Origin of the sequence: Paenirhodobacter populi, assembly GCF_004022215.1 — a bacterium.
Classification (GTDB): domain Bacteria; phylum Pseudomonadota; class Alphaproteobacteria; order Rhodobacterales; family Rhodobacteraceae; genus Rhodobacter; species Rhodobacter populi.
On sequence record NZ_SAUZ01000032.1, the window covers coordinates 1 to 24,627 of the forward strand.

The 24,627-nt window shown below is 67.7% G+C and carries 22 protein-coding genes; 4 read left to right on the plus strand and 18 right to left on the minus strand.

All coding sequences use genetic code 11. The annotated features are described in order from the left end of the window. Positions 1 to 339 precede the first annotated feature (339 nt). The 11 genes from trxA to pyk form a co-directional block, all read right to left on the minus strand. Entirely contained in the window at positions 340 to 660 is a 321-nt protein-coding gene (trxA, locus tag D2T30_RS19890) for a thioredoxin (RefSeq protein ID WP_128210259.1), read from the minus strand. Positions 661 to 714: 54 nt separating this feature from the next. Next, positions 715 to 4,083 carry a double-strand break repair helicase AddA gene (gene addA, locus D2T30_RS19895; RefSeq protein WP_128210260.1) on the minus strand — a complete coding sequence of 1,123 codons (3,369 nt, stop codon included), beginning with the start codon at positions 4,081 to 4,083 and terminating at the stop codon, positions 715 to 717. Continuing rightward, positions 4,080 to 7,025 carry a double-strand break repair protein AddB gene (gene addB / locus D2T30_RS19900; RefSeq protein WP_128210261.1) on the minus strand — a complete coding sequence of 982 codons (2,946 nt, stop codon included), beginning with the start codon at positions 7,023 to 7,025 and terminating at the stop codon, positions 4,080 to 4,082. Before addB ends, addA begins: the two co-directional genes overlap by 4 nt. After that, complete coding sequence (locus D2T30_RS19905; RefSeq protein WP_128210262.1) at positions 7,018 to 7,701, minus strand: nucleotidyltransferase family protein; 684 nt, start codon at positions 7,699 to 7,701, stop codon at positions 7,018 to 7,020. The genes addB and D2T30_RS19905 overlap by 8 nt, the downstream gene beginning before the upstream one ends. Further along, the gene (locus tag D2T30_RS19910) at positions 7,677 to 8,669 is read right to left on the minus strand and encodes an aminoglycoside phosphotransferase family protein (RefSeq protein ID WP_241651352.1); all 993 of its coding nucleotides are present in this window, start codon (positions 8,667 to 8,669) and stop codon (positions 7,677 to 7,679) included. Before D2T30_RS19910 ends, D2T30_RS19905 begins: the two co-directional genes overlap by 25 nt. After that, positions 8,662 to 9,153: a tRNA (adenosine(37)-N6)-threonylcarbamoyltransferase complex ATPase subunit type 1 TsaE gene (gene tsaE / locus D2T30_RS19915; protein WP_128210264.1), complete on the minus strand. Its 492-nt coding sequence runs from the start codon at positions 9,151 to 9,153 to the stop codon at positions 8,662 to 8,664. Before tsaE ends, D2T30_RS19910 begins: the two co-directional genes overlap by 8 nt. A 99-nt stretch (positions 9,154 to 9,252) precedes the next feature. Next, the gene (pheT, locus tag D2T30_RS19920; RefSeq protein WP_128210265.1) at positions 9,253 to 11,661 is read right to left on the minus strand and encodes a phenylalanine--tRNA ligase subunit beta; all 2,409 of its coding nucleotides are present in this window, start codon (positions 11,659 to 11,661) and stop codon (positions 9,253 to 9,255) included. Further along, the gene (gene pheS / locus D2T30_RS19925) at positions 11,658 to 12,740 is read right to left on the minus strand and encodes a phenylalanine--tRNA ligase subunit alpha (protein ID WP_128180381.1); all 1,083 of its coding nucleotides are present in this window, start codon (positions 12,738 to 12,740) and stop codon (positions 11,658 to 11,660) included. The genes pheT and pheS overlap by 4 nt, the downstream gene beginning before the upstream one ends. 129 nt (positions 12,741 to 12,869) lie before the next feature. Further along, on the minus strand, positions 12,870 to 13,235 hold the full coding sequence (rplT, locus tag D2T30_RS19930) for a 50S ribosomal protein L20 (protein WP_128180380.1): 366 nt from the start codon (positions 13,233 to 13,235) through the stop codon (positions 12,870 to 12,872). A gap of 15 nt (positions 13,236 to 13,250) precedes the next feature. Beyond that, entirely contained in the window at positions 13,251 to 13,451 is a 201-nt protein-coding gene (rpmI, locus tag D2T30_RS19935; RefSeq protein WP_128180379.1) for a 50S ribosomal protein L35, read from the minus strand. A gap of 119 nt (positions 13,452 to 13,570) precedes the next feature. Next, complete coding sequence (gene pyk / locus D2T30_RS19940) at positions 13,571 to 15,016, minus strand: pyruvate kinase (protein WP_128210266.1); 1,446 nt, start codon at positions 15,014 to 15,016, stop codon at positions 13,571 to 13,573. 133 nt (positions 15,017 to 15,149) lie between these two features. Here pyk and D2T30_RS19945 point away from each other — a divergent pair, with 133 nt between their 5' ends. Beyond that, positions 15,150 to 15,899: an N-formylglutamate amidohydrolase gene (locus D2T30_RS19945; RefSeq protein ID WP_128210267.1), complete on the plus strand. Its 750-nt coding sequence runs from the start codon at positions 15,150 to 15,152 to the stop codon at positions 15,897 to 15,899. A gap of 16 nt (positions 15,900 to 15,915) precedes the next feature. On the opposite strand, the gene D2T30_RS19950 is transcribed toward D2T30_RS19945, so the two are convergent. The 4 genes from D2T30_RS19950 to dgcN all read right to left on the minus strand — a co-directional run bounded on the left by D2T30_RS19950 (position 15,916) and on the right by dgcN (position 19,240). Next, positions 15,916 to 16,272 (minus strand): hypothetical protein, encoded by a 357-nt coding sequence (locus D2T30_RS19950; RefSeq protein WP_128180376.1) that lies wholly within the window; start codon positions 16,270 to 16,272, stop codon positions 15,916 to 15,918. A gap of 79 nt (positions 16,273 to 16,351) precedes the next feature. Beyond that, entirely contained in the window at positions 16,352 to 17,212 is an 861-nt protein-coding gene (locus D2T30_RS19955) for a D-amino-acid transaminase (RefSeq protein WP_128210268.1), read from the minus strand. 11 nt (positions 17,213 to 17,223) lie between these two features. After that, positions 17,224 to 18,186, minus strand: a complete 963-nt coding sequence (dgcA, locus tag D2T30_RS19960; RefSeq protein WP_128210269.1) for an N-acetyl-D-Glu racemase DgcA — start codon at positions 18,184 to 18,186, stop codon at positions 17,224 to 17,226. A gap of 52 nt (positions 18,187 to 18,238) precedes the next feature. After that, positions 18,239 to 19,240 (minus strand): N-acetyltransferase DgcN, encoded by a 1,002-nt coding sequence (gene dgcN, locus D2T30_RS19965; protein ID WP_128210284.1) that lies wholly within the window; start codon positions 19,238 to 19,240, stop codon positions 18,239 to 18,241. A 754-nt stretch (positions 19,241 to 19,994) separates the two neighbouring features. Between dgcN and D2T30_RS19970 the strand changes: the two genes are divergently transcribed. Both D2T30_RS19970 and D2T30_RS19975 read left to right on the plus strand, forming a co-directional pair. Beyond that, a complete protein-coding gene (locus D2T30_RS19970; protein ID WP_128210270.1) occupies positions 19,995 to 20,957 on the plus strand; it encodes an acetyl-CoA carboxylase carboxyltransferase subunit alpha in 963 nt (320 codons plus the stop codon). After that, positions 20,957 to 21,268: a DMT family transporter gene (locus D2T30_RS19975; protein WP_128210271.1), complete on the plus strand. Its 312-nt coding sequence runs from the start codon at positions 20,957 to 20,959 to the stop codon at positions 21,266 to 21,268. The genes D2T30_RS19970 and D2T30_RS19975 overlap by 1 nt, the downstream gene beginning before the upstream one ends. Here the strand turns inward: D2T30_RS19975 and D2T30_RS19980 are convergent, their stop codons facing one another. Genes D2T30_RS19980 through D2T30_RS19990 form a run of 3 tightly spaced genes read right to left on the minus strand, consistent with a single transcriptional unit; the run spans position 21,269 to position 23,561 of the window. Continuing rightward, positions 21,269 to 21,997: a lysophospholipid acyltransferase family protein gene (locus tag D2T30_RS19980; RefSeq protein WP_128210272.1), complete on the minus strand. Its 729-nt coding sequence runs from the start codon at positions 21,995 to 21,997 to the stop codon at positions 21,269 to 21,271. It lies immediately after the preceding gene. Next, the gene (locus tag D2T30_RS19985; RefSeq protein WP_164884374.1) at positions 21,994 to 22,893 is read right to left on the minus strand and encodes a cell division protein FtsX; all 900 of its coding nucleotides are present in this window, start codon (positions 22,891 to 22,893) and stop codon (positions 21,994 to 21,996) included. The genes D2T30_RS19980 and D2T30_RS19985 overlap by 4 nt, the downstream gene beginning before the upstream one ends. Beyond that, a complete protein-coding gene (locus tag D2T30_RS19990; RefSeq protein WP_128180369.1) occupies positions 22,890 to 23,561 on the minus strand; it encodes a cell division ATP-binding protein FtsE in 672 nt (223 codons plus the stop codon). Before D2T30_RS19990 ends, D2T30_RS19985 begins: the two co-directional genes overlap by 4 nt. Positions 23,562 to 23,698: 137 nt before the next feature. On the opposite strand from D2T30_RS19990, the gene D2T30_RS19995 reads away from it, so the two are divergent. Then, positions 23,699 to 24,619 carry a zinc-ribbon domain-containing protein gene (locus tag D2T30_RS19995; protein WP_164884375.1) on the plus strand — a complete coding sequence of 307 codons (921 nt, stop codon included), beginning with the start codon at positions 23,699 to 23,701 and terminating at the stop codon, positions 24,617 to 24,619. The last annotated feature ends 8 nt before the right edge of the window (positions 24,620 to 24,627 follow it).

Genomic DNA, 24,627 nt, shown 5'->3' on the forward strand with positions numbered 1-24,627 from the left:
CCCCCCCCCCCCCCCCCCCCCCCCCCCCCCCCCCCCCCCCCCCCCCCCCCCCCCTCTTCCATCCACTCTCGCGGGTCGCTTCGGTTATGAGGCAGTCTCCGAAGCCGGCTTCAAAACCGAACTCACGGATGCGGGCGGATGGGTGGAAGGGGGCCAGCCCCCTCGCGCGTTCCGCGCTCACCCCCGGGATATTTATGGAAAAACGACGGCAGGAAGGCGTGGTCTCACGGCGGGTTCGGTTCAGATGGGCGCTGATTGCGGGTCCAGCGGTTTCCCGATCGGCGCGCGCCGGGATTTTCGGTGCGAAGGGGCGCCCGGAGGCGCCCTTCGTTCATCGTTTCAGATCGCGGAGTCGATCCAGGCCTTCAGCGCGGCCTTGGGCGCCGCGCCGATCTTGTTCGACACGACCTCGCCGTCCTTGAACAGGAACAGCGCCGGGATGCCGCGCACGCCAAGCTGCGCCGGGCTGTCGGGGTTTTCGTCGACATTGACCTTGGCGATCTTGATCCGGTCGCCGTATTCCTCGGCCAGTTCCTCGAGCGAGGGGCCGATCATCCGGCACGGGCCGCACCATTCGGCCCAGAAATCCACGATGACGGGCACGTCGGACTTGCGCACTTCGTCCTCGAAGGTGGTGTCGGTGACTTTGACGGTAGCCATTGCGGTCTCCTGAATATGCAGTTGGGTAAAAGGTATGCCCCGCCCCCCCAACCGTCAAGGGACGGGCATTGTGCGCAGGGCCGCGTCCATCTGTGCATCCGGGAGTGTCGTGATCGTGCCGGTCGCGGTCCAGACGAGCGCGCAATCCACCGCGCGCCCCGGATAGATCTGCCGCAGCGCGGCGCGATAGGCGGCAAGCTGGCGCACCAGACCCGCCGGCACCTGATCCGCCGTCCCCGGCACCACGGCGTTGGATTTGTAGTCGAGGACGGAGACCCGATCCTCCGTCACCCGCAAAAGGTCGATCGTGCCGTGCAGCCTCTGCCCCCCCAGTTCGGGGGGATCGGCGGTGATCTCCACCTCCGCCAGCGTATCGGGGCCGAGGAAGCCGGCCTGCCGCACGACCTCCACCACCCGCGCGGCGACGGGCAGGATCGCCGCGATCTCGTCAGGCTCCGCCCGGTCGGGGCCGGAGCCGAGCAGATCCGCCGCGATCCCCTCCCACATCTCGGGCGTGGCAAGGGGCAGGTGTTCCAGCAGCAGGTGCAACTGCCGCCCGCGGCGTTTCGAGGCCTCGTCGTCGTTGAATTCGGTTTCCCCGGGCAGCGCCTTGGCGCCGCCGAGGTCCGAGGGCGACAGGGGGGCTGGCGGGCGCAAAGGCTCCGCCGCGCGGGTGCGGGTCCAGTCCGGCAGGGGGGCGGGCGGCGCGGTGGCCACCCCGGGCGCGCCCGGTTGCGCCGGATCGGGCCAGTCGCCATAGGCCACGCGCCGCACCGGGCCAAGCGCCTGCGCCGCGCCGGAACAGGCCGCGACCTCGGTGAAACCGGCGCGCTCCATGCCTTCGGCGACGAGGGAATACCAGCTTTCCTCGCCCGCGCCGACCTCGCCCGCCGCCGCGACGATCAGCCACTTCTCGGCCCGCGTCAGCGCGACATACAAAAGCCGCATCCGTTCCTCGGCCATGCGGGTCTTTTCCGCCTCCTGCAGGGCCTGCAAGGCGGGGGGCGCGACGGGGGTGCCGCCGCGCCACAGGACGGCGCCGTTGTCGGCGGGATACAGCTCGCCGCTGCGGGGGGCGCGGGGTTTGGCCGTATCCGGCAGGATCACGATCGGCGATTCCAGCCCCTTCGAGCCATGCACCGTCATCACCCGGATCGTGCGGCCCTCATTCTCAAGCTGCCGCTTCACCTCGATCTCATCCGCGCCGAGCCAGCCGAGGAAGCCGGTCAGGCTGGGGATTTCCGTCGCCTCATAGGCCAGAGCCTGCGCGATCAGCTCGTCGATCCCGTCCTCGGCCTCGGCCCCCAGACGGGCGATCAGCCGGTCGCGCCCGCCGTGGCGGTTCAGCAGACGCTCGATCAGGTCGTAGGGGCGCAGGAAATCGGTGTGGTCGAGCAGATCCTGCACGATTTCCAGCGTATCCACCCGCCCGGAGGCCCGCAGCGCCTGCCACAGATAGCCCTTGCGCGGCTGCGCGAGGTCGTAAAGCTGCCCTTCCGTCCAGCCGAAGATCGGCGAGCGCAGAGCCTCGGCCAGCGCCAGATCATCCTCGGGCGTCGCCAGAAACGCGAGGACCGAGGTGATGTCCCGCACCGCCAGCTCGGCCCCCAGCTTCAGCCGGTCAGCCCCGGCGACGGCCAGCCCCGCCGCCTTGCAGGCCCGGATGATTTCCTGAAACAGCACCGACCGGCGCTGCACGAGGATCAGGAAATCCCCTTCATGCACCGGGCGCGGGTCGTTGCCATCGAGGATCCGGGTGCCCGCGTCGATCAGGGCGCGGATCTCGGCGGCGATGGTGCGGGCCAGCACGACATGCGCATCCGAGGCGCCGGGCTGATCCACCGGATCTTCCCAGTCATCCTCATGGTCCGTATCGGCGGGGGCGACGGCGGGCCACAGGTCCACCCGCCCCGGCATCGCGCCGAAGAAGGCCAGATGTTCCGGCACGCCACCGAGCCCCACCGAGCCGCCCGCCGAGAACGACAGATCCACCAGCCGCAGCACCGCGACCGAGGAGCGGAACGAATGTTGCAGTTCCGCATCCTGCAAGGGCCGCCCGATCACCGCGAATTTCTGCGCGAAATGGGCGCGCATCGCCTCATACCGGCGCAGATCGGCGCCCTGGAAGGAATAGATCGACTGCTTGCGGTCGCCCACGACAAAGATCGTGCGCGGCTCATCCCGCGCGCCTTCGCCCGCGGTGAATTCGTCGGCCAGCCGCTCGATCACCCGCCACTGGCCGGGCGAGGTATCCTGCGCCTCGTCCACCAGAATATGGTCGATCCCGCCGTCGAGCCGGAACAGCACCCATTGCGCGACCGAGGGGCTGGACAGCAGCGCCCCGGCCCGCTCGATCAGGTCGTCGAAATCGAGCCATCCGGCCGCCGCCTTGCGCGCCCGGTAGCGCGGCAGGAACACCCCGGCGAAACGGGCCAGCACCAGCGAGCGTTCCGCCACCACCAGTGCCGATTCCGCCGCCCGCACCGCGGCGATCCGCTCCATGAAGGCATGGAGGTCCTCGACCAGATCCTCGCCCATCTCGCGCGCCGCCACCTTGGTGGGGATCGAGGCGGTCTTGGCCGTCGCATCCTTTTTCAGAAGCGCATCGTAGAGCAGTTCCAGATCGGTGCGGGCGGGCGCGGTCAGGTTGACGCACGAGAGCGTCGCGGCCAGTGTCTTCATCGTCGCCGACTGCGCCTTCAGCACCGGGATCACGCTGTCGAACAGGGATTTCTCGCCGCCATCGAAGGCCATCGGCAGCAGACCGTCGCGCGTGAAACCGGGCGGCAGGCCGAGCGCCGCCAGAACGTCGTCTCGCCCCGGCGGCGGGACGAAGGCATCGGCATGGCGGGTGATGCCGCCGATCAGCGCGGTCAGATCCTCGCCCGCGTAGCACATCACCAGATCGTCCAGCACCCCGCGATCGGGGCCCGAGGCGATGTCTTCGAGGATGTCGGAACGCAGCTCGGCCGCGGAACGGTCGTCAAGCTCCGCGAAGCCATGCGGCACCCCGGCCTCCAGCGGGAACCGCCGCAGGAGCGCGCCGCAGAAGGAGTGGATCGTCTGGATCTTCAGCCCGCCCGGCGCCTCGATCGCCTGCGCGAACAGCCGCCGCGCCTGCGCAAGCCGGTCGGCGGTGACCTCGCCTTCCTCGCCCAGCTTGAGCAATTCGCGGCGCAGGCTGGCATCGTCCAGCATCGCCCATTCGCCCAGACGTTTCAGCAGACGGTTCTGCATCTCGCTCGCCGCAGCCTTGGTGTAGGTCAGGCAGAGCACCCGTTGCGGTTCCGTCCCGTTCAGCAGCAGCCGCGCCACGCGGTCGGTCAGCACCTTGGTCTTGCCCGAGCCCGCATTGGCCGAAAGCCAGGTCGATTGCCCGGGGCTGGCGGCGCGGATCTGCCGTTCGGTTGCCAGATCGGTCATTCGGTCACCTCGCCGCCGGGGGTATCGGGCAGGTCGCTCATCTCCCATTCGCCAAAGCGGGACAGATGGTCGTAATCGCTGCGGTCGCGCACCGATTGCAGCGCGCGGCGCGCGGTATAGCCGGTGCGCGGGTCCAGATAGCGCGCGATCAGCCGCTCGAACTTGGCCCATGTCACGTCGATATCGGCCTGATCCATCGGCAGGTCGCGGGTCTCGCCCTCGCCACCCAGCCGGATATAGGTCATCGCCCCCACCCGGCGCGGGCCGATCCGGTCGAAGGCGCCCTTGCCGATCATCGCGGCCTCCAGCAACAGCTGTTTGTCGAAATGCAGCACCTCGGCATCGGTGGGGGGCTTGCCGGATTTGTAGTCGTAGAGATGCGCCGAACCGTCGGGCAGGATGTCGATCCGGTCGGGCTTGGCCGAAAGCGTGAAGGCCGAGGCGGTCAGGGCCACCTTCCCCTGCTGTTCGATCACCACCGGGATGCCGGCGGCAAGGCGCGCGGCCTCGTCGGCGACGAAACGCGCGGCGATGCGGCGGATGCGGGCATACCAGATCGCCTGCGCGCTCGGCCATTGAATCCGGGCATCCAGAATGCGGCGCGCGATGGCCAGCAGGCGGGCCTCGGCCTCAGGCAGGGTTTCGGCGGCGGGGCGGTCGCGCAGGAAGGTCTCGACGATCTCGTGCAGCACCTCGCCGCGCAGGCGCGGATCGGGTTCGGGGCGCAGCGGGTCGAGCGGACGCAGCCGCAGGATCCGCCGGGCGTAGACCGCATAGGGATCGCGGATCAGGGTGCGGATCGTCGTCACCGGCAATTCGCGCGGCCGCGCCTGTGCCGGGGGCCGGGGCGAGGGGCGGCCCTCGGGCGGCACCCGGTTGCGCGGCTGTTCCAGCGCGATCGCCATATCCACCCAAGCCTTGCCGCGCGCCCGCATGTCGGCCAGAGCCTGTGGCCCGTCGCCCTCCTTCAGACCGCCCAGCAGGTTCACCAGCCGGTTCAGCCAGCGCGAGGGCACGGTTTCCGCCCCCTCGGCCCGCTGTGAACGCGACAGCACCACCTGCGCCGCCCCCGCCGCCTGCTGGAAGTCATGCGCCGACAGGCCGATCTGCCGTTCCGGCAGCAACAGCCCGGCATCCAGCCGCATCCGCCGGCTGAGCCACGGATCGGGGGCCGGGGCCTCGGGCCAGCTTCCCTCGTTCAGCCCGGCAAGCAGCACCAGATCGGCGGTCTGCACCCGCGCCTCCAGCGTGCCGAGGATCAGGATATCGGGATGCACCGCCTGCGCCTGCCGCACCTGCACCGCGCCGAACAGCGTGTCCAGCAGATCGGCGTAATCGGCGGGGCCGTATTGGCCGCCGTGATCCGCCTCGGCGGACAGGTCGTCCATGATCTGGCGGCAGGCCACCCCGGCCTCCTGCTGCCAGAGCCCGCTGGCACCGATGCTGCCGCCCGGGCCGGAAACCAGCCGCGCCACGAGGTCGAGATGCGTCGCGATGCAATCGGGCAGGGGCGCGGTTGCGGCCAGCGGGAACCGTTCCAGCAGATCCGCCACCCAGTCGGACCAGAGGCGGCGCGGCTCCTCCCCCTTCGTCCATTTCGGATCGCTCAGCGCGGCGCGGTCGGGGAAGGCCGGGCCATTGCGGCGCAGGTGCAGCTCCAGCTCGCGGCTGAAGCGCAGATGGTCGCCGCGCATCCCGCAGCCGGTCGCCGTCAGCGGCTGTTTCAGCAAGATCAGCAGCGGCTCGATCATCAGCCGCTGGCCGCGCAGCTTTGCCACATGCCGCAACAGACGCCCCGGCGCCGACAGCTGTAACGGCGCGCCCGCGCTGTCGTCGGGCAGGATGCCCCAGCGGTCGAGCGCCGCCGACACCCGCCGCGTCAGCATCCGGCTCGGCGTGATGAGCGCGGCCTTGCGCCCGTTTTCCGCGGCCTCGCGCAGGATCAGGGCCAGCGACAGCGCCTCGCGCCGTTCGTCGGGCGCCTCGATCAGGGTCAGGTCCGCGCAGGTGTCGGGCAGGCCGCGCAGCACGCGCCCCTCGGTCATCCATTGGTCGGTGACGGGGGCGGGGCGCAGAGCCAGCGACATCAGACCGTTGCGGGCGGGCGCGGGCGGCGCGGTATCGGTCCAGCAGCCGACCCGATCCGGCGCGGTGCCGAGTTTTCGCAGCAGGGTGCGGTAGCGGTATTGGGGATGATCCTCGATCGGCATGCGCCCGGCATCCAGCGCCTCCCACGCGAAATCCGGCATGTCGAAATCGAAACCGGGCAGGACGATCATCCCGTTCGGCAGCGCCGCCACCGCCCGCATGAAGGCCGCCGTGGTGCCGCGCGATCCGGTCGATCCGGCGATGACGATGCGGTCGTTCGTGGGCGCGATGGCCCAGTCCTCGGCCAGTCCCTCGACGATGCGGCGCAGGCGGCCGACGGCATCGGGTTCCGCCTCATCGGTGAAATAGCCCGCGACGATGCGGATGAAGTTCAGGCTCGCCTGCCAGTGGACGGCATGGCTGTCCTGAATGTCGAGCGATTCCAGCGCGGCGGGGGGCACGCCTTCGTCCTGCATCTCGGCCAGCAGATCGGCGAGGCTGTCGGCCAGACGAAAGACCCCGGCGCCCGGCTCGAACTGCGGGAGCTTCGCCACCAGCCCGGCGACAAGACGCGCGAGTTCCAGCCGCCGCCTGAGCGCGGGCACCGCAGCGGGCACGCCGGGCCGGGGCAGCCGCGCAAGGTCCGCGATCAGCCCCAGACGCGGCAAGAACCGCGCGCCATGACGGTCGAATTCCTCGCGCACGCGGCGCTGCATCCGGCCGGAGTTGAGGTAGAGCCGCAGCCGCGCCATCGCCTCGGGCGGTTCATGCTCCATGCGCGTGATCAGCCCGGCGACCAGCTCGCGCGGGAAATCGACGCCGATCGGCAGGGCGAAGACGGGGCCTTCAGACATGGGTCATCGCCTCGGCCAGCGGGATGGAGTCGGGATGGCCCACATCGCACCAGTCGCCCCGATAGATCATGCCGTAAAGCCGCCCCTCAGCCGCCAGCCGGTCCCACAGGAGGTTGAGCGAAAACGCCGGATCGGGGATGTCGGCCAGACCGGCGGGATCGATGATCTGCGCGCCGGTGTAAACGTAATCGCCCCCGCGCGTCAGCCGCCCGTCAGGAGCGACGGTGAAATCCCCCTTCGGCCCGTGACCGATGGCGCGATCCGCCGGCACCAGCGCCAGCAGCGCCCCCATCCGCGCCGGATTCCAGGCGGCGCGCAAGGCGCTCAGGACATTCGGCCCGCTCCAGACCGCATCGGTGTTGAGCGTGAACACCGGCCCCGGCCCCAAGAGCGGCAGCGCCTTGCGCAGCCCGCCCCCGGTTTCAAGGATACGGTCGCTTTCGTCCGAGATCGCCGCCCCCGTCCCCGCCAGATGCCGCACGACCTGATCGCCGAGGTAGTGGACATTCGCCACGATGCGCGCGATCCCCGCCCCCCGCACCAGATCCAGCGCATGGTCGATCAGCGGGCGCCCGGCCACCTCGACCAAAGGCTTGGGGCGGTGCCGCGTCAGCGCGCCCATCCGCGTGCCGAAGCCCGCGGCGAAGAGCATCAGGGCGTCGGGCATGTCGCGCATCGGTCTTTCAGCCTTTCCATCATCTCGGGCGTGGGCGGGGCATAGGCCGCGCGGACCAGCGCCGCAATATCGGCCAGCGCGGGGTGTTCCAGATCGCGGCTCAGGTTCGCCCAGTTCAGGGGCATGAAATCGACGTAATGCGCCTTGCCGCCCGCAAGGCAGAGCCGGGCGAAGACGCCGTGGATCCGCAACGCCCGCTGCGCGCCCAAGAGCGCATAGGCGGCGGCGAAACGGTCGGGGTCGAGCCCGCGCGCCGCCGTGTAACGGGCGATCTCGCGCGTCTCGGTCGCCGGGGAGACGGCGCGGCGCACGTCCTGAAGCGCCGAGACCAGATCATAGGCCGGATGCGCCGCCACGGCATCCTGAAAGTCGAGCAGGCCGAGCCGCGCCACGCCCGTCCGATCCGGCAGCCAGAGGGCATTCTGCGCGTGGAAATCGCGCAGCGACAGCACGGGCGGCAGATCGTTCAGCCCCGCATGGTGCCACGCGATGGCCTCGGGCAGCGCCCGGGCCGCATCCGTGGACAGGACCGGCGCCCATTCGGCGGTGAGTTCCGTGAGCTGGCCAAGCGCCGGGCCGTCGAGCGGCGCGACGAATGCGGGCGGCTCAAGCCGGTGCAGCGCCAGAAGGAAAGCCGTGACCTCGGCGTAAAGCGCGGCCTCGCGGTCCGGCGCGCGGGCGAGGAGGACGGACAGCAGGTCATCGCCCAGATCCTCGATCAGCATCAGCCCCGCGCCCGCCTCCATCGCAAAGATGCGCGGCGCGGAAAAGCCGTGGTCCAAGAGCCAGCTGCCGACCTGTGCGAAGCGGGTGACCTCGGAGGGGGAGGGGGAGATCATCAGAACCGCCCGGTCCGCGCCCCGCGACAGCCTTTCGTAGCGGCGGGCCGAGGCATCGCCCGCCAGATCGCGGCGCACGGCATCGCCCCAGCCGGCGGCGGCGAGGAAGGCGTCGATCGCGTCAGTCATGGGCAGGCACCACATCGGCGAGCCGCGCCATCCATGCCGCCGGCCCGGTGACCGTCACTTGCCGGGACGCGCCATCGTCCGTCGGCGCGAAGGTCAGCACCAGCGCATCGCCGGGCCGCAGCGATCCCAGCCGCTCCGGCCATTCGATCAGGCAGATCGCCGCCTGGAAGGCGTCCTCAAGGCCAAGCTCCACCGCCTCGTCGGGATGGGTGAGGCGGTAGAGGTCGGCGTGCCAGATCTCGGGTTCCGCATCGTAGGTCTGCACGAGGGTGAAAGTCGGCGAGGGAATATCCTCGCGCCGCCCGAGCCGCGCCAGCCGCGCGGTGATCAGCGCCCGGGCGAAATGGGTCTTGCCCGCGCCGATCGGCCCTTCGAGCAGGATCACGTCACCCGCGCGGAGGATATCCGCCATCCTGCGGCCGAAATCATCGGTCGCCTCGGGGTTCGGCAGGGTGAGGAAACGGGATCGGGGTTCGCCTTGCATGGTCCGCCTTTCATGGGCGCAATCTACCCCATGGGCCGGTCAGGGCAAGCATCGGCTTGCCACAAGGTGAAAGGCCCCCGCGGGGGCCTTTCAAGTCCTTCATTTGCGCAAGGTGCCGCCCGTCGCCTTCGACACCTTGTCGATGATCTTCGCGGAAACCGCCTCGATCTCCGCATCCGTCAAGGTCTTGTCCTTCGGCTGCAGGCGCACCGAGAGGGCCAGCGATTTCTTGCCCGCGCCCATCTGTTCCTCGGCCTTCGGGCCGGTGAACTGGTCGAAGACCGAAACCCCGGCGATCAGCGCCTTGTCCGCGCCATGGGCCGCGTTCACCGCCGTCATCGCCTCGACCGTGGTGTCGACGACAAAGGCGAAGTCGCGTTCCACCGCATGCAGATCCGACAGGACCAGCGCCGGGCGGGTGGGCGTCTTGACCTTCGGGAAGGGCGCGTTTTCCAGCCGGATGGTGAAGGCGACCGCCGGCCCCTTCACGCCCATCTCGCGCAGGACTTTGGGGTGAACCTCGCCGAAGGTCGCCAGAACGTTCGGCCCGAGCGCGATGTTCCCCGCCCGGCCCGGATGCCACCAAGCGTCGAGCTTGCGGTTGATCTGCACGCGGGCGGGCGCGCCGATGGCGGCCAGGACCGCCTCGGCATCGGCTTTCGCGTCGTAGACGTCGACCGAGCGGCGCGACCCCCACGGATCGCGCGGCGCCGAGGCGCCGACCAGCAGCCCCGTCGCCTGCAACGCCTGTTCGCCCGGCTCGCCACCCGCGAAGGCGGGGCCGACCTCGAACAGCGCCAGATCGGCGAAGCCGCGCGCCTGATTGCGCGCCGCCGCCTGCAACAGGCCGGGCAGCAGATCGGGGCGCATATGCGTCATCTCGGACGAGATCGGGTTTTCGATCCGCGTCGCCTCTGCCCCGCCACCAAAGAGCGCCGCCGAAGCCGCGTCGATGAAGCTGTAGGTGACACATTCGTTGTAGCCGAGCGCCGCGATGGTCCTCCGCGCGGTTTTCTCGCGCACCTGCATCGGGGACAGGATCACGCCGGGCACGCCCGAGGTCTCGCGCGGCATCGGAATGCCCTTGAGCTTCGTCAGCGAGGCGATGCGGGCCACCTCCTCGACCAGATCGGCTTCACCCAGCACGTCGGGGCGCCAGCTTGGCACATGCGCCATGTCGCCGGTGAAGGTGAAGCCGAGCGCGGTCAGCGTGCGGCGCTGTTCCGCCTCGGGGATGTCCATGCCGACGAGGCTGATCACCCGCGCCGGGTCCAGCCGGTAGGCGCGCGACGTATCCGGAATGGCGCCGTCCACCACGACATCCGACGCCTCGCCCCCGCAGAGGTCGAGCACCATCTGCGTCGCCAGTTCCAGCCCGTCCAGCGTGAAGGCCGGATCGACGCCGCGCTCGAACCGATAGCGCGCGTCCGAGGTGATCTTCAGCGCCCGGCCCGCCGCCGCGATGGTGATCGGGTCCCAATAGGCGCTTTCCAGGAAGACATCGGTGGTCTCCGCGGTGCAGCCCGAGGCCTCGCCCCCCATGATGCCCGCGATGCTTTCGACGCCGTTGTCATCGGCGATCACCATCATCGTAGGGTGCAGCGCATAGGTCTTGCCGTCAAGCGCGACGATCTCCTCGCCCTCCCGCGCGAAGCGGATCGACAGATCGCCCTTCACCTTCGCCGCGTCGAAGACATGCAGCGGGCGGTTCAGGTCGTAGGTGAAGAAGTTGGTGATATCGACCAGCGCCGAGATCGGCCGCAGCCCGATGGCCTCCAGCCGCTGTTTCAGCCAGTCGGGGCTTTCGCCATTCGTCACGCCGCGGATCAGCCGGCCGGCGAAAACGGGGCAGCCCCTGGCCTTCAGCGCGGGGTCGATCACCGGCCGGACCGGCGACGGGAAACCGCCCGGCACGGCCTCGATCTCCAGGGGTTTCAGCACGCCAAGCCCGCGCGCCGCAAGGTCGCGCGCGATGCCGCGCACGCCAAGCGCATCGGGGCGGTTCGGGGTGATCGAGATGTCGATCACCGGGTCGATCGCCTCGGGGCGGTTCTCGGCCAGCCAGTCGGTGAACTTCTCGCCGACCTCGCCCGAGGGCAGCTCGATGATGCCGTTGTGTTCCTCGGACAGCTCCAGCTCGCGTTCCGAGCACATCATGCCCATGCTCTCGATGCCGCGGATCTTGCCGACGCCAAGCGTCACGTCGATGCCGGGCACATAGTCGCCCGGCTTCGCCAGAACGACGGTGATGCCCTCACGCGCGTTGGGCGCGCCGCAGACGATGGTCTTTTCACCCTCGTCGGTCAGCACCTTGCACACCCGGAGCCGGTCGGCATCGGGGTGCTTTTCGGCATGCAGCACCTTGGCCAGCGTGAAGGGCGCGAGCTTCGCCGCCGGGTCCACGACCTCTTCGACCTCAAGCCCGAGGTCGGTCAGGGTATCGGCGATCTCGGCCAAGGTGGCCGTGGTGTCGAGATGGTCTTTCAGCCAGGAGAGGGTGAATTTCATTTGGAGAGCCCTCCGAAAACAGTCGGCAGATCGAGCGCGGCGAAGCCGTAATGGCGCAGCCAGCGCAGGTCGGATTCAAAGAATGCGCGCAGGTCGGGGATGCCGTATTTCAGCATGGCGATCCGGTCGATGCCCATGCCGAAGGCGAAGCCCTGCCATTGGGTCGGGTCGATGCCGCCGGCCTGAAGGACCTTGGGCTGCATCATGCCCGATCCGAGGATTTCGAGCCACGAGTCGCCCTCGCCGATCTTCAGCTGACCGCCCGCCCAGGAACAGCGGATATCGACCTCGGCCGAAGGCTCGGTGAAGGGGAAATGCGAGGCGCGGAAGCGCAGTTCCACATCCGGCACCTCGAAGAAGGCCTTGCAGAATTCCTCCAGCGTCCATTTCAGATTGGCCATCGAGATGTCGCGCCCGATCGCCATGCCCTCGACCTGATGGAACATCGGCGCGTGGGTCTGGTCCATGTCCATGCGGTAGACGCGGCCCGGCGCGATCACCCGCACCGGCGCGCCGCGTTCCTGCATCGCGCGGATCTGCACGGGGCTCGTATGGGTGCGCAGCACATGCGGCGGGCGGTTGTCGCCCTCGGCCCGCGCCATGAAGAAGGTGTCGTGTTCCTGCCGCGCCGGATGCTCGGGGGCGATGTTCAGCGCGTCGAAATTATACCAGTCGCTTTCGATCTGCGGCCCCTCGGCCACGGCGAAGCCCATGTCGGCGAAGATCGCGGTCACCTCGTCCATCACCTGCGACACGGGATGGATCGTGCCATGCGGGCGCGGGCGGCCGGGCAGCGTGATGTCCAGCCATTCGCCCTTCAGCCGCGCATCCAGCGCGGCATCGGCCAGCGCCTCCTTCTTGGCGCGCAGGGCCGCGTCGATTTCCGTCTTGAGCAGGTTCAGCGCGGCGCCGGTGGTCTGGCGTTCCTCGGGCGACATGCCGCCCAGTTCGCGCATCTTCAGGCTGATCTCGCCCTTCTTGCCAAGGGCCGCGAGGCGCAGATCCTCCAGCGCGGCCTCGTCCGGGGCCTGCGCGATCCCGTCCAGATATTTCGACTTGAGCTGGTCGAGCGCGTCCATGTTCGTCTCCTGACTGGTCGATGCCGTGCTAGCCGCGCCCCGACCCGAATTCAAGCAAATGAAATGCAAAACCCCGCGCACGGCGAAAAGCCGGCGCGGGGTTCGTGATGTAATCCCGGTAAGGGGAGATTACGCAGCCGCGGCAGCCTTCGCCTTTTCGACGATGGCCCCAAAGGCTTCCGGTTCGTGGATGGCGAGATCGGCCAGAACCTTGCGGTCCACCTCTACCCCGGCCAGCGCCAGACCGTTGATGAAACGCGAATAGGTCATTTCCAGATCGTAGGCGCGGACCGCGGCGTTGATCCGCTGGATCCACAGCGCGCGGAAGTTGCGCTTGCGCTGCTTGCGGTCGCGGGTCGCATACTGGTTCGCCTTGTCGACGGCCTGCGTCGCGGTGCGGAAGTTGCGCGAACGGTTGGAGTAGTAGCCCTTGGCCTTGGCCAGGACCTTCTTGTGCGAGGCGTGAGTAACCTTGCCGGATTTAACGCGAGCCATGTGTCAGCCTCCTGATCAGCGGTTGTAGGGCATGTATTTCTTGACGATCTTGGCGTCCGAATCGGACAAGATCATCGTGCCCGCGCTGTCGCGGATGAACTTCGTGGTGCGCTTGATCATGCCGTGGCGCTTGCCGGCCGGACCTGCGACGACCTTGCCGGTCGCGGTGAACTTGAACCGCTTCTTGGCGGCCGATTTGGTCTTCATCTTGGGCATTTCCATCTCCTCTTGACGAGTGGTGAACGCGCGACTCGGCATGCCACTTCGGCCGGACGCGCGTGTAGTCAGGGGGCGGCCATTAAAGGACCGCCCCCCGTTTTGCAAGTCCTATTCGGTCATTCCGGGTCTGTGCGGAAGATCAGCCGTTCGTCGCAGGGCGCGACGCGCAGGATGTTGGTCGTGCCCTGCACGTTGAAGGGCACACCGGCGATCACCACAATCTGCTGCGTCTCGTCGGCAAAGCCGAAGTCGCGGGCGGCGCGGGCAGCGTTGACCACCGCCATCTTGAAGCGGTCGACCACCTCGCTGTGGACGCAATGCACCCCCCAGTAAAGGCACATCCGGCGCAGCGTTTCCTGCAAGGGCGAGAGCGCGACGATCGGCACCCGGGGCCGTTCCCGCGCGATCAGCGAGACGGTCTTGCCGGTCTGCGTATAGCAGCAGATCGCGGCGATATCGGTCGATTCCGCGATCTCGCGCGCGGCGGCGACGATGCCGTCGGCGATGGTCTTGCGGTCGATGTTGCGCGAAGCCTCGATGATCTCGTGGTAGGTCTTGTCGCTTTCGACGGACCGCGCGACGGCGTTCATCGTCTTCACCGCTTCGATCGGATAGCGCCCGGCGGCGGATTCGGCCGAAAGCATCACCGCATCGGCGCCTTCGTAGATGGCGGTCGCCACGTCGGACACCTCGGCGCGGGTGGGCACCGGGCTTTCGATCATGCTTTCCAGCATCTGCGTCGCGACGATGACGGGTTTGCCCGCCGTTCGGCATTTGCGGATCAGCCGCTTTTGAATCGGCGGCACCGATTCGACCGGCAGCTCCACCCCCAAATCGCCGCGCGCCACCATCACCCCGTCGCTGACGGCGAGGATTTCGTTGAAGGCGCGCTCGGCGGCGGGCTTTTCGATCTTCGACAGGATCGCCGCCCGGCCGCGGGCAAGCTCGCGCGCCTCAAGCACATCCTCGGGCCGCTGAACGAAGCTCAGCGCCAGCCAGTCGACGCCCAGATCGCAGGCGAATTCCAGATCCCGGCGGTCCTTTTCCGACAGCGCCGCCAAGGGCAGCACCACATCGGGAACGTTCACGCCCTTGCGGTTGGAAATCGTGCCGCCGGTGGTCACGATGCATTCGGCGAAATCCGAGCCGCAGGCCTCGACCCGCATGCGGATCTTGCCGTCGTTCACCAGAAGCCGCGCGCCGGGTTCCAGCGCGGCGAAGATTTCCGGATGCGGCAGGCAGACACGGTGGCTGTCGCCCTCGGTCGTGTCGAGGTCGAAGCGGAACGTCACCCCGTCCTCAAGCTCGGCGGCGCCGGCCGCGAAGGTGCCGACGCGCAGCTTCGGCCCCTGAAGGTCGGCGAGCACGGCAATCGGCCGGCCGGTATCGACCTCGATCTGCCGGATGATGTCGTAGCGCGCCTTCTGCTCGTCATGGGTGCCGTGGCTCATGTTCAGGCGGAAGACATCCGCTCCGGCCTCGAACAACGCCCGGATGGTGTCATAGTCGGAAGACGCGGGGCCGAGCGTGGCCACGATCTTCACATTGCGAAGGCGTCTCATGCTGCCTCGATGCTTAAGTTTCAAACGCTTCGTGGGCCCGTTGCCAGCTATGACCTAAATATTCGCACAGGGCAACTGGCACTCACCCCCGGTCTGACGTAAATCCCGGACAAGACAACCGGGCGACGCAATCATGACCATATCCCAGAATTCTGCCTACCGGATCATCAGCGAGGGGCGCGCGTCACGATGGCTGGTCACGGTGGACCATGCGACGAACCGGGTACCCGACTGGATTTCCGGCGGAAATCTGGGGATTTCGGCCCCCGACATGCAGCGCCACATCGCCTTCGACCCCGGCGCGCTTGGCGTGGGCACGGCGCTGGCGGAACGGCTGGACGCGCCGCTGATCCACACGGATTTCTCCCGCCTCGTGATCGACCCGAACCGGGGCGAGGATGACCCGACGCTGGTGATGCAGCTTTACGACGGGACGATCATCCCCGCGAACCGCAGAATCACCGAAGCGGATATCGGGGAACGGCTGGACCGCCTCCACCGTCCCTATCACCTCGCGCTGGAGGATCTGGCCGCCAGACGCCCGGACGTGGTGATCTGCGCGATCCATTCCTTTACCCGGCAGTTGCGCCATTGCGCGCCCCGACCGTGGGAAGTGGGAATCCTCTATTCGCCCAAGGACACCCGGCTGGCGGTGCCGCTGATCGCGGCGCTGACGGCGACGGGCCTGACGGTCGGCGACAACGAGCCCTACGCCGGGCATCTGGACGGCGATTCGATCGACCGACACGCGCTGGCCTCCGGCCGCCCGAACGTGCTGATCGAGGTGCGCAACGACCTCATCGCCGATGCCGCGGGGCAGCGGGAATGGGGTGAGCGGCTGGCGCCGGTGTTGCAGATGGTGCTGAGGAACAGCGGGCTGTGAAAGGCCGGCGGACCTGTCAGAACAGGCCGAAGTTGACCTGCCCCGTCGTCCCGTCCGACAGCCGGTAGAAGCCCGCGGCCTGCGACGTGTGGCGGTTGAGGAAAACCTGAATCTCCCCCTTGCGCCTGTCGGAACAGGACAGCGGCGCTTTCGCGGGTTGCGGCTCGTCATCCGCATGCAGGAAGGTCGCGTTGCAGAACCAGCCCGCCTGACTTTTCAGGGTGATGCTCACGACCTGCGATCCCGGCACCGTTTCGAGGGTGCCGGATACCGCGCCGCCATCCGACGCCCTGCCGCCGCCCTGCGTTTCATTCGTTTCGACGCATCCGCACAAGGTTGCGAGGGTCGTCAGGGCAAGGAGTCGAAGGCGCATGCGCTCGGCCTTTCCGGCATGGATTCGTCAGGGATCGCAAAGAGAGGACAGGCCCCTGTGCGCGGGGCCTGTCCGGAACTCAGATCGAGTGTTTGCGCGCTTCGTCGATATAGATCTCGCGCAGGCGCCGTGCCACCGGGCCGGGGGTGCCGTCGCCAAGCGTGGCGCCGTCGACCTCGACGATCGGCATGACGAAGGACGAGGCCGAGGTGTAGAAGGCCTCATCCGCGCCCTGCGCGTCCTCGATGGTGAAGGGGCGTTCCTCGACCTTCATCTGCCGTTCCGCAAGGATCTTCAGCAGCGAGGCGCGGGTGATCCCGTGCAGGATGTCGTTCGACAGCGGCCGGGTGATGATCGTGTCGCCCTTGACGATATAGCAGTTGTTCGACGATCCCTCGGTCACGAAGCCATCCTCGACGAACCAGGCGTCGTCCTTGCCGGCCTGCTCGGCAGTCATCTTGGCGATCGAGGCCCAGAGGAGCTGCACCGTCTTGATGTCGCGCCGGTGCCAGCGCAGGTCGGGAACGGAAATCACCTTCACGCCCTTGGTCACCTTCGGACCGTCGAGCATGTCGGGATGTTCCTGCGTATACAGCACCACCGTCGGCGGCGTGCCGGCGGGCGGGAAATGGAAATCCCGGTCGCCCGCATTGCCGCGCGAAACTTGCAGATAGACCCCGCCAAGCGTCAGCCCGTTCAGTTCCAGCAGCTTGCGGTGGATCGCCAGCCATTCGTCGCGGCTGATGTCGCAGGTGATCTGCAATTCCCGCAGCGACCGTTCCAGACGGGTCATGTGGCCTTCGAAATCGGTCAGCTTGCCGTCAAGGACGCAGGTCACCTCATAAACGGCATCGCCCATCACGAAACCCCGGTCAAAGATCGAGACCTGCGCCTCTTCCTCGGGGATATAGTCACCATTCAGATAAACGGTGCGGCTCATCTTCGTCTCCTTCAGCCCCACAGGCCCGGCTCGGGCGGGAATACCTTGCCGCCGTCGTAATGCAGCGGCGCATCGCGGTCTTCTGCCAGAAGCAGCGGTCCGTCAAGGTCCACCACCTCGGCGCCCTGCGCGACCAGAACCGCGGGCGCCATCGCCAGCGACGAGCCGACCATGCAGCCGACCATCACCTGATAGCCCTGCGCGCGGGCAAGGTTGCGCAGCTCCAGCGCCTCGGTCAGACCGCCGGTCTTGTCGAGCTTGATGTTGATCACGTCATACTTGCCCTTGAGGTGATCGAGGCTCTTGCGGTCGTGGCAGCTTTCGTCGGCGCAGACCGGCACGAGGCGGTCGAGCCCGATCAGATCCTCGTCCCCGGCGGCGGGCAGCGGCTGTTCTACCAGCGCCACGCCAAGCCGCACCAGATGCGGCGCGAGGTCGAGGTAGCTTTCGATCGTCCAGCCCTCGTTCGCATCGACGATGATCTTGGCATCCGGCGCGCCACGGCGGACGGCCTCGAGCCGGGGCATGTCGTCGGGCGTGCCCAGCTTGATCTTCAAGAGCGGCCGATGCGCGTTTTCCGCGGCCTTGCGCTGCATGTTTTCCGGCGTGTCCAGCGACAGCGTATAGGCCGTGGTCACCGGCACCGGCGCGGGCAGGCCCGCCAGATCCCAGACCCGCTTGCCCGCGGCCTTCGCCTCAAGGTCCCACAGGGCGCAATCGACGGCGTTGCGCGCCGCGCCGGCGGGCAGGGCGTGCTGCAATTCGGCGCGGGTGATGTCGGCGGGCAGGCCGTTGATCTGGGCCGTCACGCTTTCGAGGCTTTCCTCATACCGCGCATAGGGCACGCATTCGCCCCAGCCCAGAATGCCGTCGCGCTCCACCCGGACGGTCAGCACCTTCGCCTCGGTCCGGCTGCCGCGCGAAATGGTGAAGACTTCGGCCAGCCGGAAAACGTCTGCCGTTACGGTGATCATTCGCTTCCTCCTGATGACGCCCCGCCCGGGGACCCGGACGGGCGCAACAGTGTCAAATCGCGTCGAGCGCGTCCACCAGCTTTGCCGCACCGAAGCGGAAGGGATCGGTGGCGGGCAGGGACAGGTCGGCCTCGACCTGCGCCAGATAGGCCTTGGCCTCATCCTCGGACATGTGCTGGGTGTTGACCGAGACGCCGACGACCTTGCAGGCCGGATTGGCCACCTGCGCCAGACGCAGCGCGACATCGCGCAGATCGGCAAGCGAAGGCAGCTTGTAGCCCGGCAGGCCGCGCATATGCGGCCGGGTCGGTTCGTGGCACAGAACCAGCGCATCCGGCTGCCCGCCATGCACCAGCGCCAGCGTCACCCCGGAATAGGAAACGTGGAACAGGCTGCCCTGCCCCTCGATCAGATCCCAGTGGTCGGCATCATTGTCGGGCGTCAGCCATTCGATCGAGCCCGCCATGAAATCGGCGATCACCGCGTCGAGCGGCACGCCGTTGCCGGTGATCAGGATGCCGGTCTGGCCGGTGGCGCGGAAGGTCGCCTTCTGGCCACGGGCGCGGAGTTCCTTCTCCATGCAGAGCGCGGTATACATCTTGCCCACCGAACAATCCGTGCCGACGGCGAGCATCCGCTTGCCCTGCCGCTTCACGCCATTGGCGATCGGATACTGGACCGAGGGCACCCGCACGTCATGCAGGCTGCGCCCGTGTTCGCGGGCGATGGCGACCAGTTCCGGTTCGTCGCGCAGCAGGTTGTGCAGGCCGGAAGCGATGTCGAACCCCTGTTCCAGCGCCGTCACCAGCACCTCTTTCCACGCGGGCGAAATGATGCCGCCGCGATTCGCCACGCCGATCACCAGCGTCTTGCAGCCCGCCGCCTTCGCCGCCGGCAGGTCCAGATCCGGCAGGCCCATGTCGGCCTTGCACCCCTCCATCCGATACTGGCCGACGGCATATTCCGGTCGCCAGTCCTTGATTCCCTGCGCGACCTTCGCCGCGAGCTGGTCGGGCGCATCACCAAGAAACAGCAGATAGGGGGTTTCGATCAACGACATGGTCACCTCGGCGGTTGTATTGCGGCGGTTGATGGGGAAGCGGCTCACACCGGCGAACCCTTGCCTACAGAATATAGCGCACAGGTGAAATTTCTTGGGAAAGTCGTACCCGGATGGCCCGACCACGCGAAGATTATGCGACGACAGGCCGATCATTCGAAGAAACCTGCGTCCGTTAACGCAAGCATGAAACCAAACTGTCACACATGCGCACGATTCCGTGAATCTTACGAAGCCCTTGCCCGGCGCCCCGCAAGATTATATCTCATTCAAACACGTTTGAGCCAGATCATTAGCAAGACGAACGACCGTCCCCGATTCGCTGCCCATCCGCTTCCTGCCGGGCACCGGGACCCACCACGAACAGGCGGACAAGCAGATTTTCATGAAAGTGACGCGACGAAATTATTCTCCAAACGACAAACCAGGAAGCAAAAGTTATTGTCATATGGGGAAAAATGACTAAGGATTAGGCTGAATGTAAACACATTCAGAATCGAATCAGAATAGGATCCCGGAGCGGCGAGGAGGGGAGGCCACGCCAGCATGAGGGAACCAGGGACGCCCCGGCCACAGGTCCGGGGCGTTTCCTTTTCTGTTTACCGCCGTCCCGCGCGCCGCACCATGCGACGTTTCGCTGCACCCCCCTCTGCCCCGCCCGTGACCGCCGATTCGTCCACCCACCGGGTTCGGTTGCATTTTCCATGCCGGACTTGCATATAGTCCGCACCGCAAACGGAGGGATCCGATGACGACCTATCTCGAGTTCGAAAAACCGCTGGCCGAAATCGAAGGCAAGGCGGAGGAACTGCGCGCGATGGCCCGCGCGAACGAACAGATGGACGTCGAGAAAGAGGCGGCGGCGCTCGACAAGAAGGCGGCGCATATGCTGCGCGACCTCTACAAGGATCTCAGCCCCTGGCGCAAGACGCAGGTGGCGCGGCACCCGGACCGCCCGCATTGCAGGGATTACATCGACGCGATCTTCGCCGAATACACGCCGCTGGCCGGTGACCGGAACTTTGCCGACGACCATGCGGTGATGGGCGGTCTCGCGCGGTTCAACGATCAGCCGGTGGTGGTGATCGGCCATGAAAAGGGCCATGACACCGCCAGCCGCATCACCCGCAACTTCGGCATGGCGCGGCCCGAGGGATACCGCAAGGCGATCCGCCTGATGGATCTGGCCGACCGCTTCCGCCTGCCGGTCATCACCCTTGTCGACACGCCCGGCGCCTATCCGGGCAAGGGCGCCGAGGAACGTGGTCAGGCCGAGGCGATCGCCCGCTCGACCGAGAAATGCCTGACCATCGGCGTGCCGCTGATCTCCGTCATCATCGGCGAGGGCGGATCGGGCGGGGCGGTGGCCTTTGCCACGGCGAACCGGATCGCCATGCTGGAACATTCCGTCTATTCGGTGATCTCGCCCGAGGGCTGCGCCTCGATCCTGTGGAAGGATGCCGAAAAGATGCGCGAGGCGGCCGAGGCGCTGCGCCTGACCGCGCAGGATCTGAAAAAGCTCGACGTGATCGACCGGATCATCAAGGAACCGCTTGGCGGCGCGCAACGCGACCGGGCCGCGACGATCGCGGCGGTGGGGTCGGAAATCGCGTTGATGCTCGAAGAGCTGAAGGGCAAGAAACCGTCCGAGATCATCAAGGACCGGCGGAAGAAATTCCTCGACATGGGGACCAAGGGGCTCGCCGCCTGATGGCCTGGGTCCTGCTGTTCGTCGCGGGACTCGTCGAGGTCGGCTGGGTGATCGGGATGAAATATTCCCAAGGGTTCACGCGGCCGGTTCCCTCCATCCTCACGGTGATCGGGATTTTCGCCAGCGTGCTCCTGCTGGAACGCGCGGCACGCGACCTTCCGGTCGCCACGGCCTATGCGGTCTGGGGTGGGCTCGGCGCGCTTGGCACGGCGGTCATGGCGATGATCCTGCTGGGCGAGCCTCTCGGCCTGCAACGGCTGGCGGGGATCGCGCTGATCGTCGGCGGGATCGTCACGCTGAAGATGGCCTGATCAGGCGCGGAAACCCGCCTCGGCCATCAGCCGGTCGGAGGCGGTTTCGATCGCCGCCTCGATCTGCCGGGTAAAAGCGTGGAGTTCCTCGCCCGGCGGGATTTCCGGCAGGAATTCGACCACCGCAAGGCCCGGCTTGCGCAACAGGCTGTGGCGGCCCCAGAACACGCCTACATTGGTGGCGACCGGCACGCAGGGCTGTTTCAGCGCGTGATACAGCGCCGCCGCCCCGATCTTGTACTCCATCTTCGCGCCCGGCGCGACGCGCGTGCCCTGTGGAAAGATGATGAGCTGCCCGTCCGCGAAACGCGGATTCCTGACCGCCGCCAGCATCGCCTTGATCGCCGCGCCGCGCTTGCCGCGATCAACCGGGATGCAGCCGATCAGCCGGGCATACCAGCCCACGAACGGGGTCTGGACCAGCTCTTTCTTCATCACGAACTTGCCGCGCGGCAGCGCCGAATAGATCAGCAGGATATCGAGGAAACTCTGATGTTTCGCGGCGATCAGCACGTCGCCCGTGGGCACCGCGCCGCGCACCTCGGTCCGCAATCCAACGATCCACCGCGCGGAGAAGCGCACCCAATGGCAAAACAGCCGGCAGATGCCGATCGCCACCGACCGTCCGCCGATCAGCGCCACCGGAAACAGGCAGACCCCGATCAGCGCCATCGCCAGATACATCTGCACGATGAAGATGACAGAGCGTATATATTGCACCACGATCATCGGATCCCCCGCAGCATGTGCCGCGCCGCGGCGCGCGTCGCCCAGAAAGACACAACCGCCGCCAGCGGCGGCAGAACCAGCGGCCAGAGCCAGCCCCATCCGGTGAAGCCAAGGCCGGTGAGGAAGCCGCCCGCCTCGTTCGCGCGGGGCAGCATCGCCACCGCCGCCATGCCCAGAAGCGTCCCGGCCCCCGCGCCCAAGAGGCCGCGGATGGTGAAGCGCCGCTCGAACGCGCGGGCGATGAAGGTGTCGCGCGCGCCCACCAGCCGCAGCGTCCGGATCACCTGCCCGTTCGCGGCAAGAGATGCCTGCGCCGCCAGCGTGATCATCCCCGCCATCGCACCGCCGATCAGCAGCAGCGACAGCCCGCCCAAGAGACGCAGCCGTCCCGCCGCCTCGACCAGCGGCCGGCGCCAGCGGGTGTGATCGTCCAGCACCGCACCCGGCGCCTCGGCCGCAAGGCGCATCCTGAGCCCCTCGGCATCCATCCCGCCCGAGGTCTCGGTCAGCTCGATCAGCTTCGGCAGCGGCAGCGTCTCGACCGGCAGGTCCGGCCCGAACCAGGGATTGAGCAGCTTCTTCATCTCGTCGTCGTCCAGCACCCGGTAGCTGGCGATGCCGGGCGTGGTCTTCAGCGCCTCAAGGACCGCCTGCACCTGCGTATCCGCCTGTTCCGGCGGGGCCGAGATGCGGATCGTCGCGGTGCGCGCCAGCGCATCGGACCAGCGATCGGCCAGCCGGCCGCTCGCCATCGACAGGGCCAACGCGAAGACCGCCAGAAAGGCCATCGCCGCCGCCGTCAGGACGGTCAGGTTGGCGGTGTAGCTCGACGGCGGCACCACCCGGTCGGCCGGGTTCACGTCGGACCGGAACAGCGAAAGAACCACGCGAATCACAGGTCCGCCCCCGCCAGATGCAGCCGCCGCCCGGCGATGCGCAGAACCCGCGCCGAAATCTGCGTCTTTGCCTGCCGGATCAGGTTCAGGTCATGCGTCGCGATCACCACCGTCTTGCCCATCTTGTTCAGTTCGACCAGCAGCGACAGCAGCCGCAGCGACATTTCCCAGTCGAGGTTGCCCGTCGGCTCGTCCGCAAGGATCACCTCGGGCGAGGTCATCACCGCCCGCGCCAGCGCGGCGCGCTGCCGTTCGCCCCCCGAAAGCTGCGGCGGCAGCGCGGTCGACTGCGCCCGCAGACCGACCCAGCTGATCAGTTCCTTCAGCTCGCCGATGTCGACATGACGCCCGGCCACGGTCAGCGGCAAAGCGATGTTTTCCGCCACCGGCAGATGATCGAGGAACTGGCAATCCTGATGCACCACGCCGATCCGTTGCCGCGTGCGGGCGATATCGTCGCGCCCCATCAGCCGCACATCCTGCCCGAACAGCCCGATGAACCCGGTCGAGGGCAGCAGTTCGGCGTAGCACAGCTTGAGGAATGTGGTCTTGCCCGCCCCGGACGGGCCGGTCAGGAAATGGAACGACCCGGGCACGAGCTTCAGCGTCATCTCGGCCAGCAGATCGGCCCCGCCATAGCCCACCGCGACATTCTGCAGCTCGATCAAGGCGCGGCCCCTTCGTCTCGTCTTTGCGGATCTGCGGCGCGCACGGCACTCAAACCCTTGGATAAATGATCCTCGCTTGCTACAACATGTGCAAGGGAATTGCCAGAATGCCGATTACGGTCTGAATGGGGAGAGGCATGCGGCTGATCTGTCCGGGATGCGGGGCACAATACGAGGTCGACGACGGCATCATCCCCGATGCCGGGCGCGATGTGCAATGCTCCGCCTGCGGTCAGGTCTGGTTCCAGAAAAGCCGCCCGATGCTGTTGTCGGAGGAGGAGGCCGTGGCCCTTCCGCTGACGGCGCAGGACCGGCATCCGGGAATCGAGCCGCCCCGTGCGCCGCTGTCTTCGTCCGATGCAGCGGATCAGGTGATGTCCTCGGCCTTTGCCGAAGACCCGGATCCCGAACTGCCCGAGACGCCTTCCGCCCCGGCCACCCGGCCGCAGCCGCGCCGGGCGCTGGACGAAAGCCTGCTGGCGATCCTGCGCGAAGAGGCGGAGCGCGAGGCCCGCGCCCGCCGCGCCGAAAGCCCGGCGCTGGAAACGCAGGAAGAGATGAACCTGACCCCGGCGCCCGCCCCGCCCGCTCCGGCGGCGGCTACGCCGGCGGAACCGGTGCCGGAGGATGCACCGGCCGACACACCGGCCGTCGACCCCCTGCCCGAAGAGATCGTGGTGGAAACGGCCGTAGTGGAAACGCCCGCGGAACCGGAACCCGAACCCGTCACCCCGCCGCCCCGCCCGGAGCCGGAACCGCTGCCCGATATCAGCGCGCTCAAGGCCTCGCTGCGGGCCAGCGCCGACCGCAACAGCGCGCATGTCGCGCAGATGGCCGAACAGAAGCGCGCGGGATTCCGTCTGGGCTTCGTCTCGGTGCTTGCGGTCGCGGCGCTGGCGACGGCGATCTACGGCTTCGCGCCGGAACTGGGCGAGGCGGTGCCGGATCTGGATCCGGCGCTGTCGGCCTATGTCGATCAGGTGAATCAGGGCCGGGTCTGGCTGGACGAGCATCTGCGCAGCGCGATGACCGTGGCGCAGACCGCCCTGCGCGGCTGACACCCCCT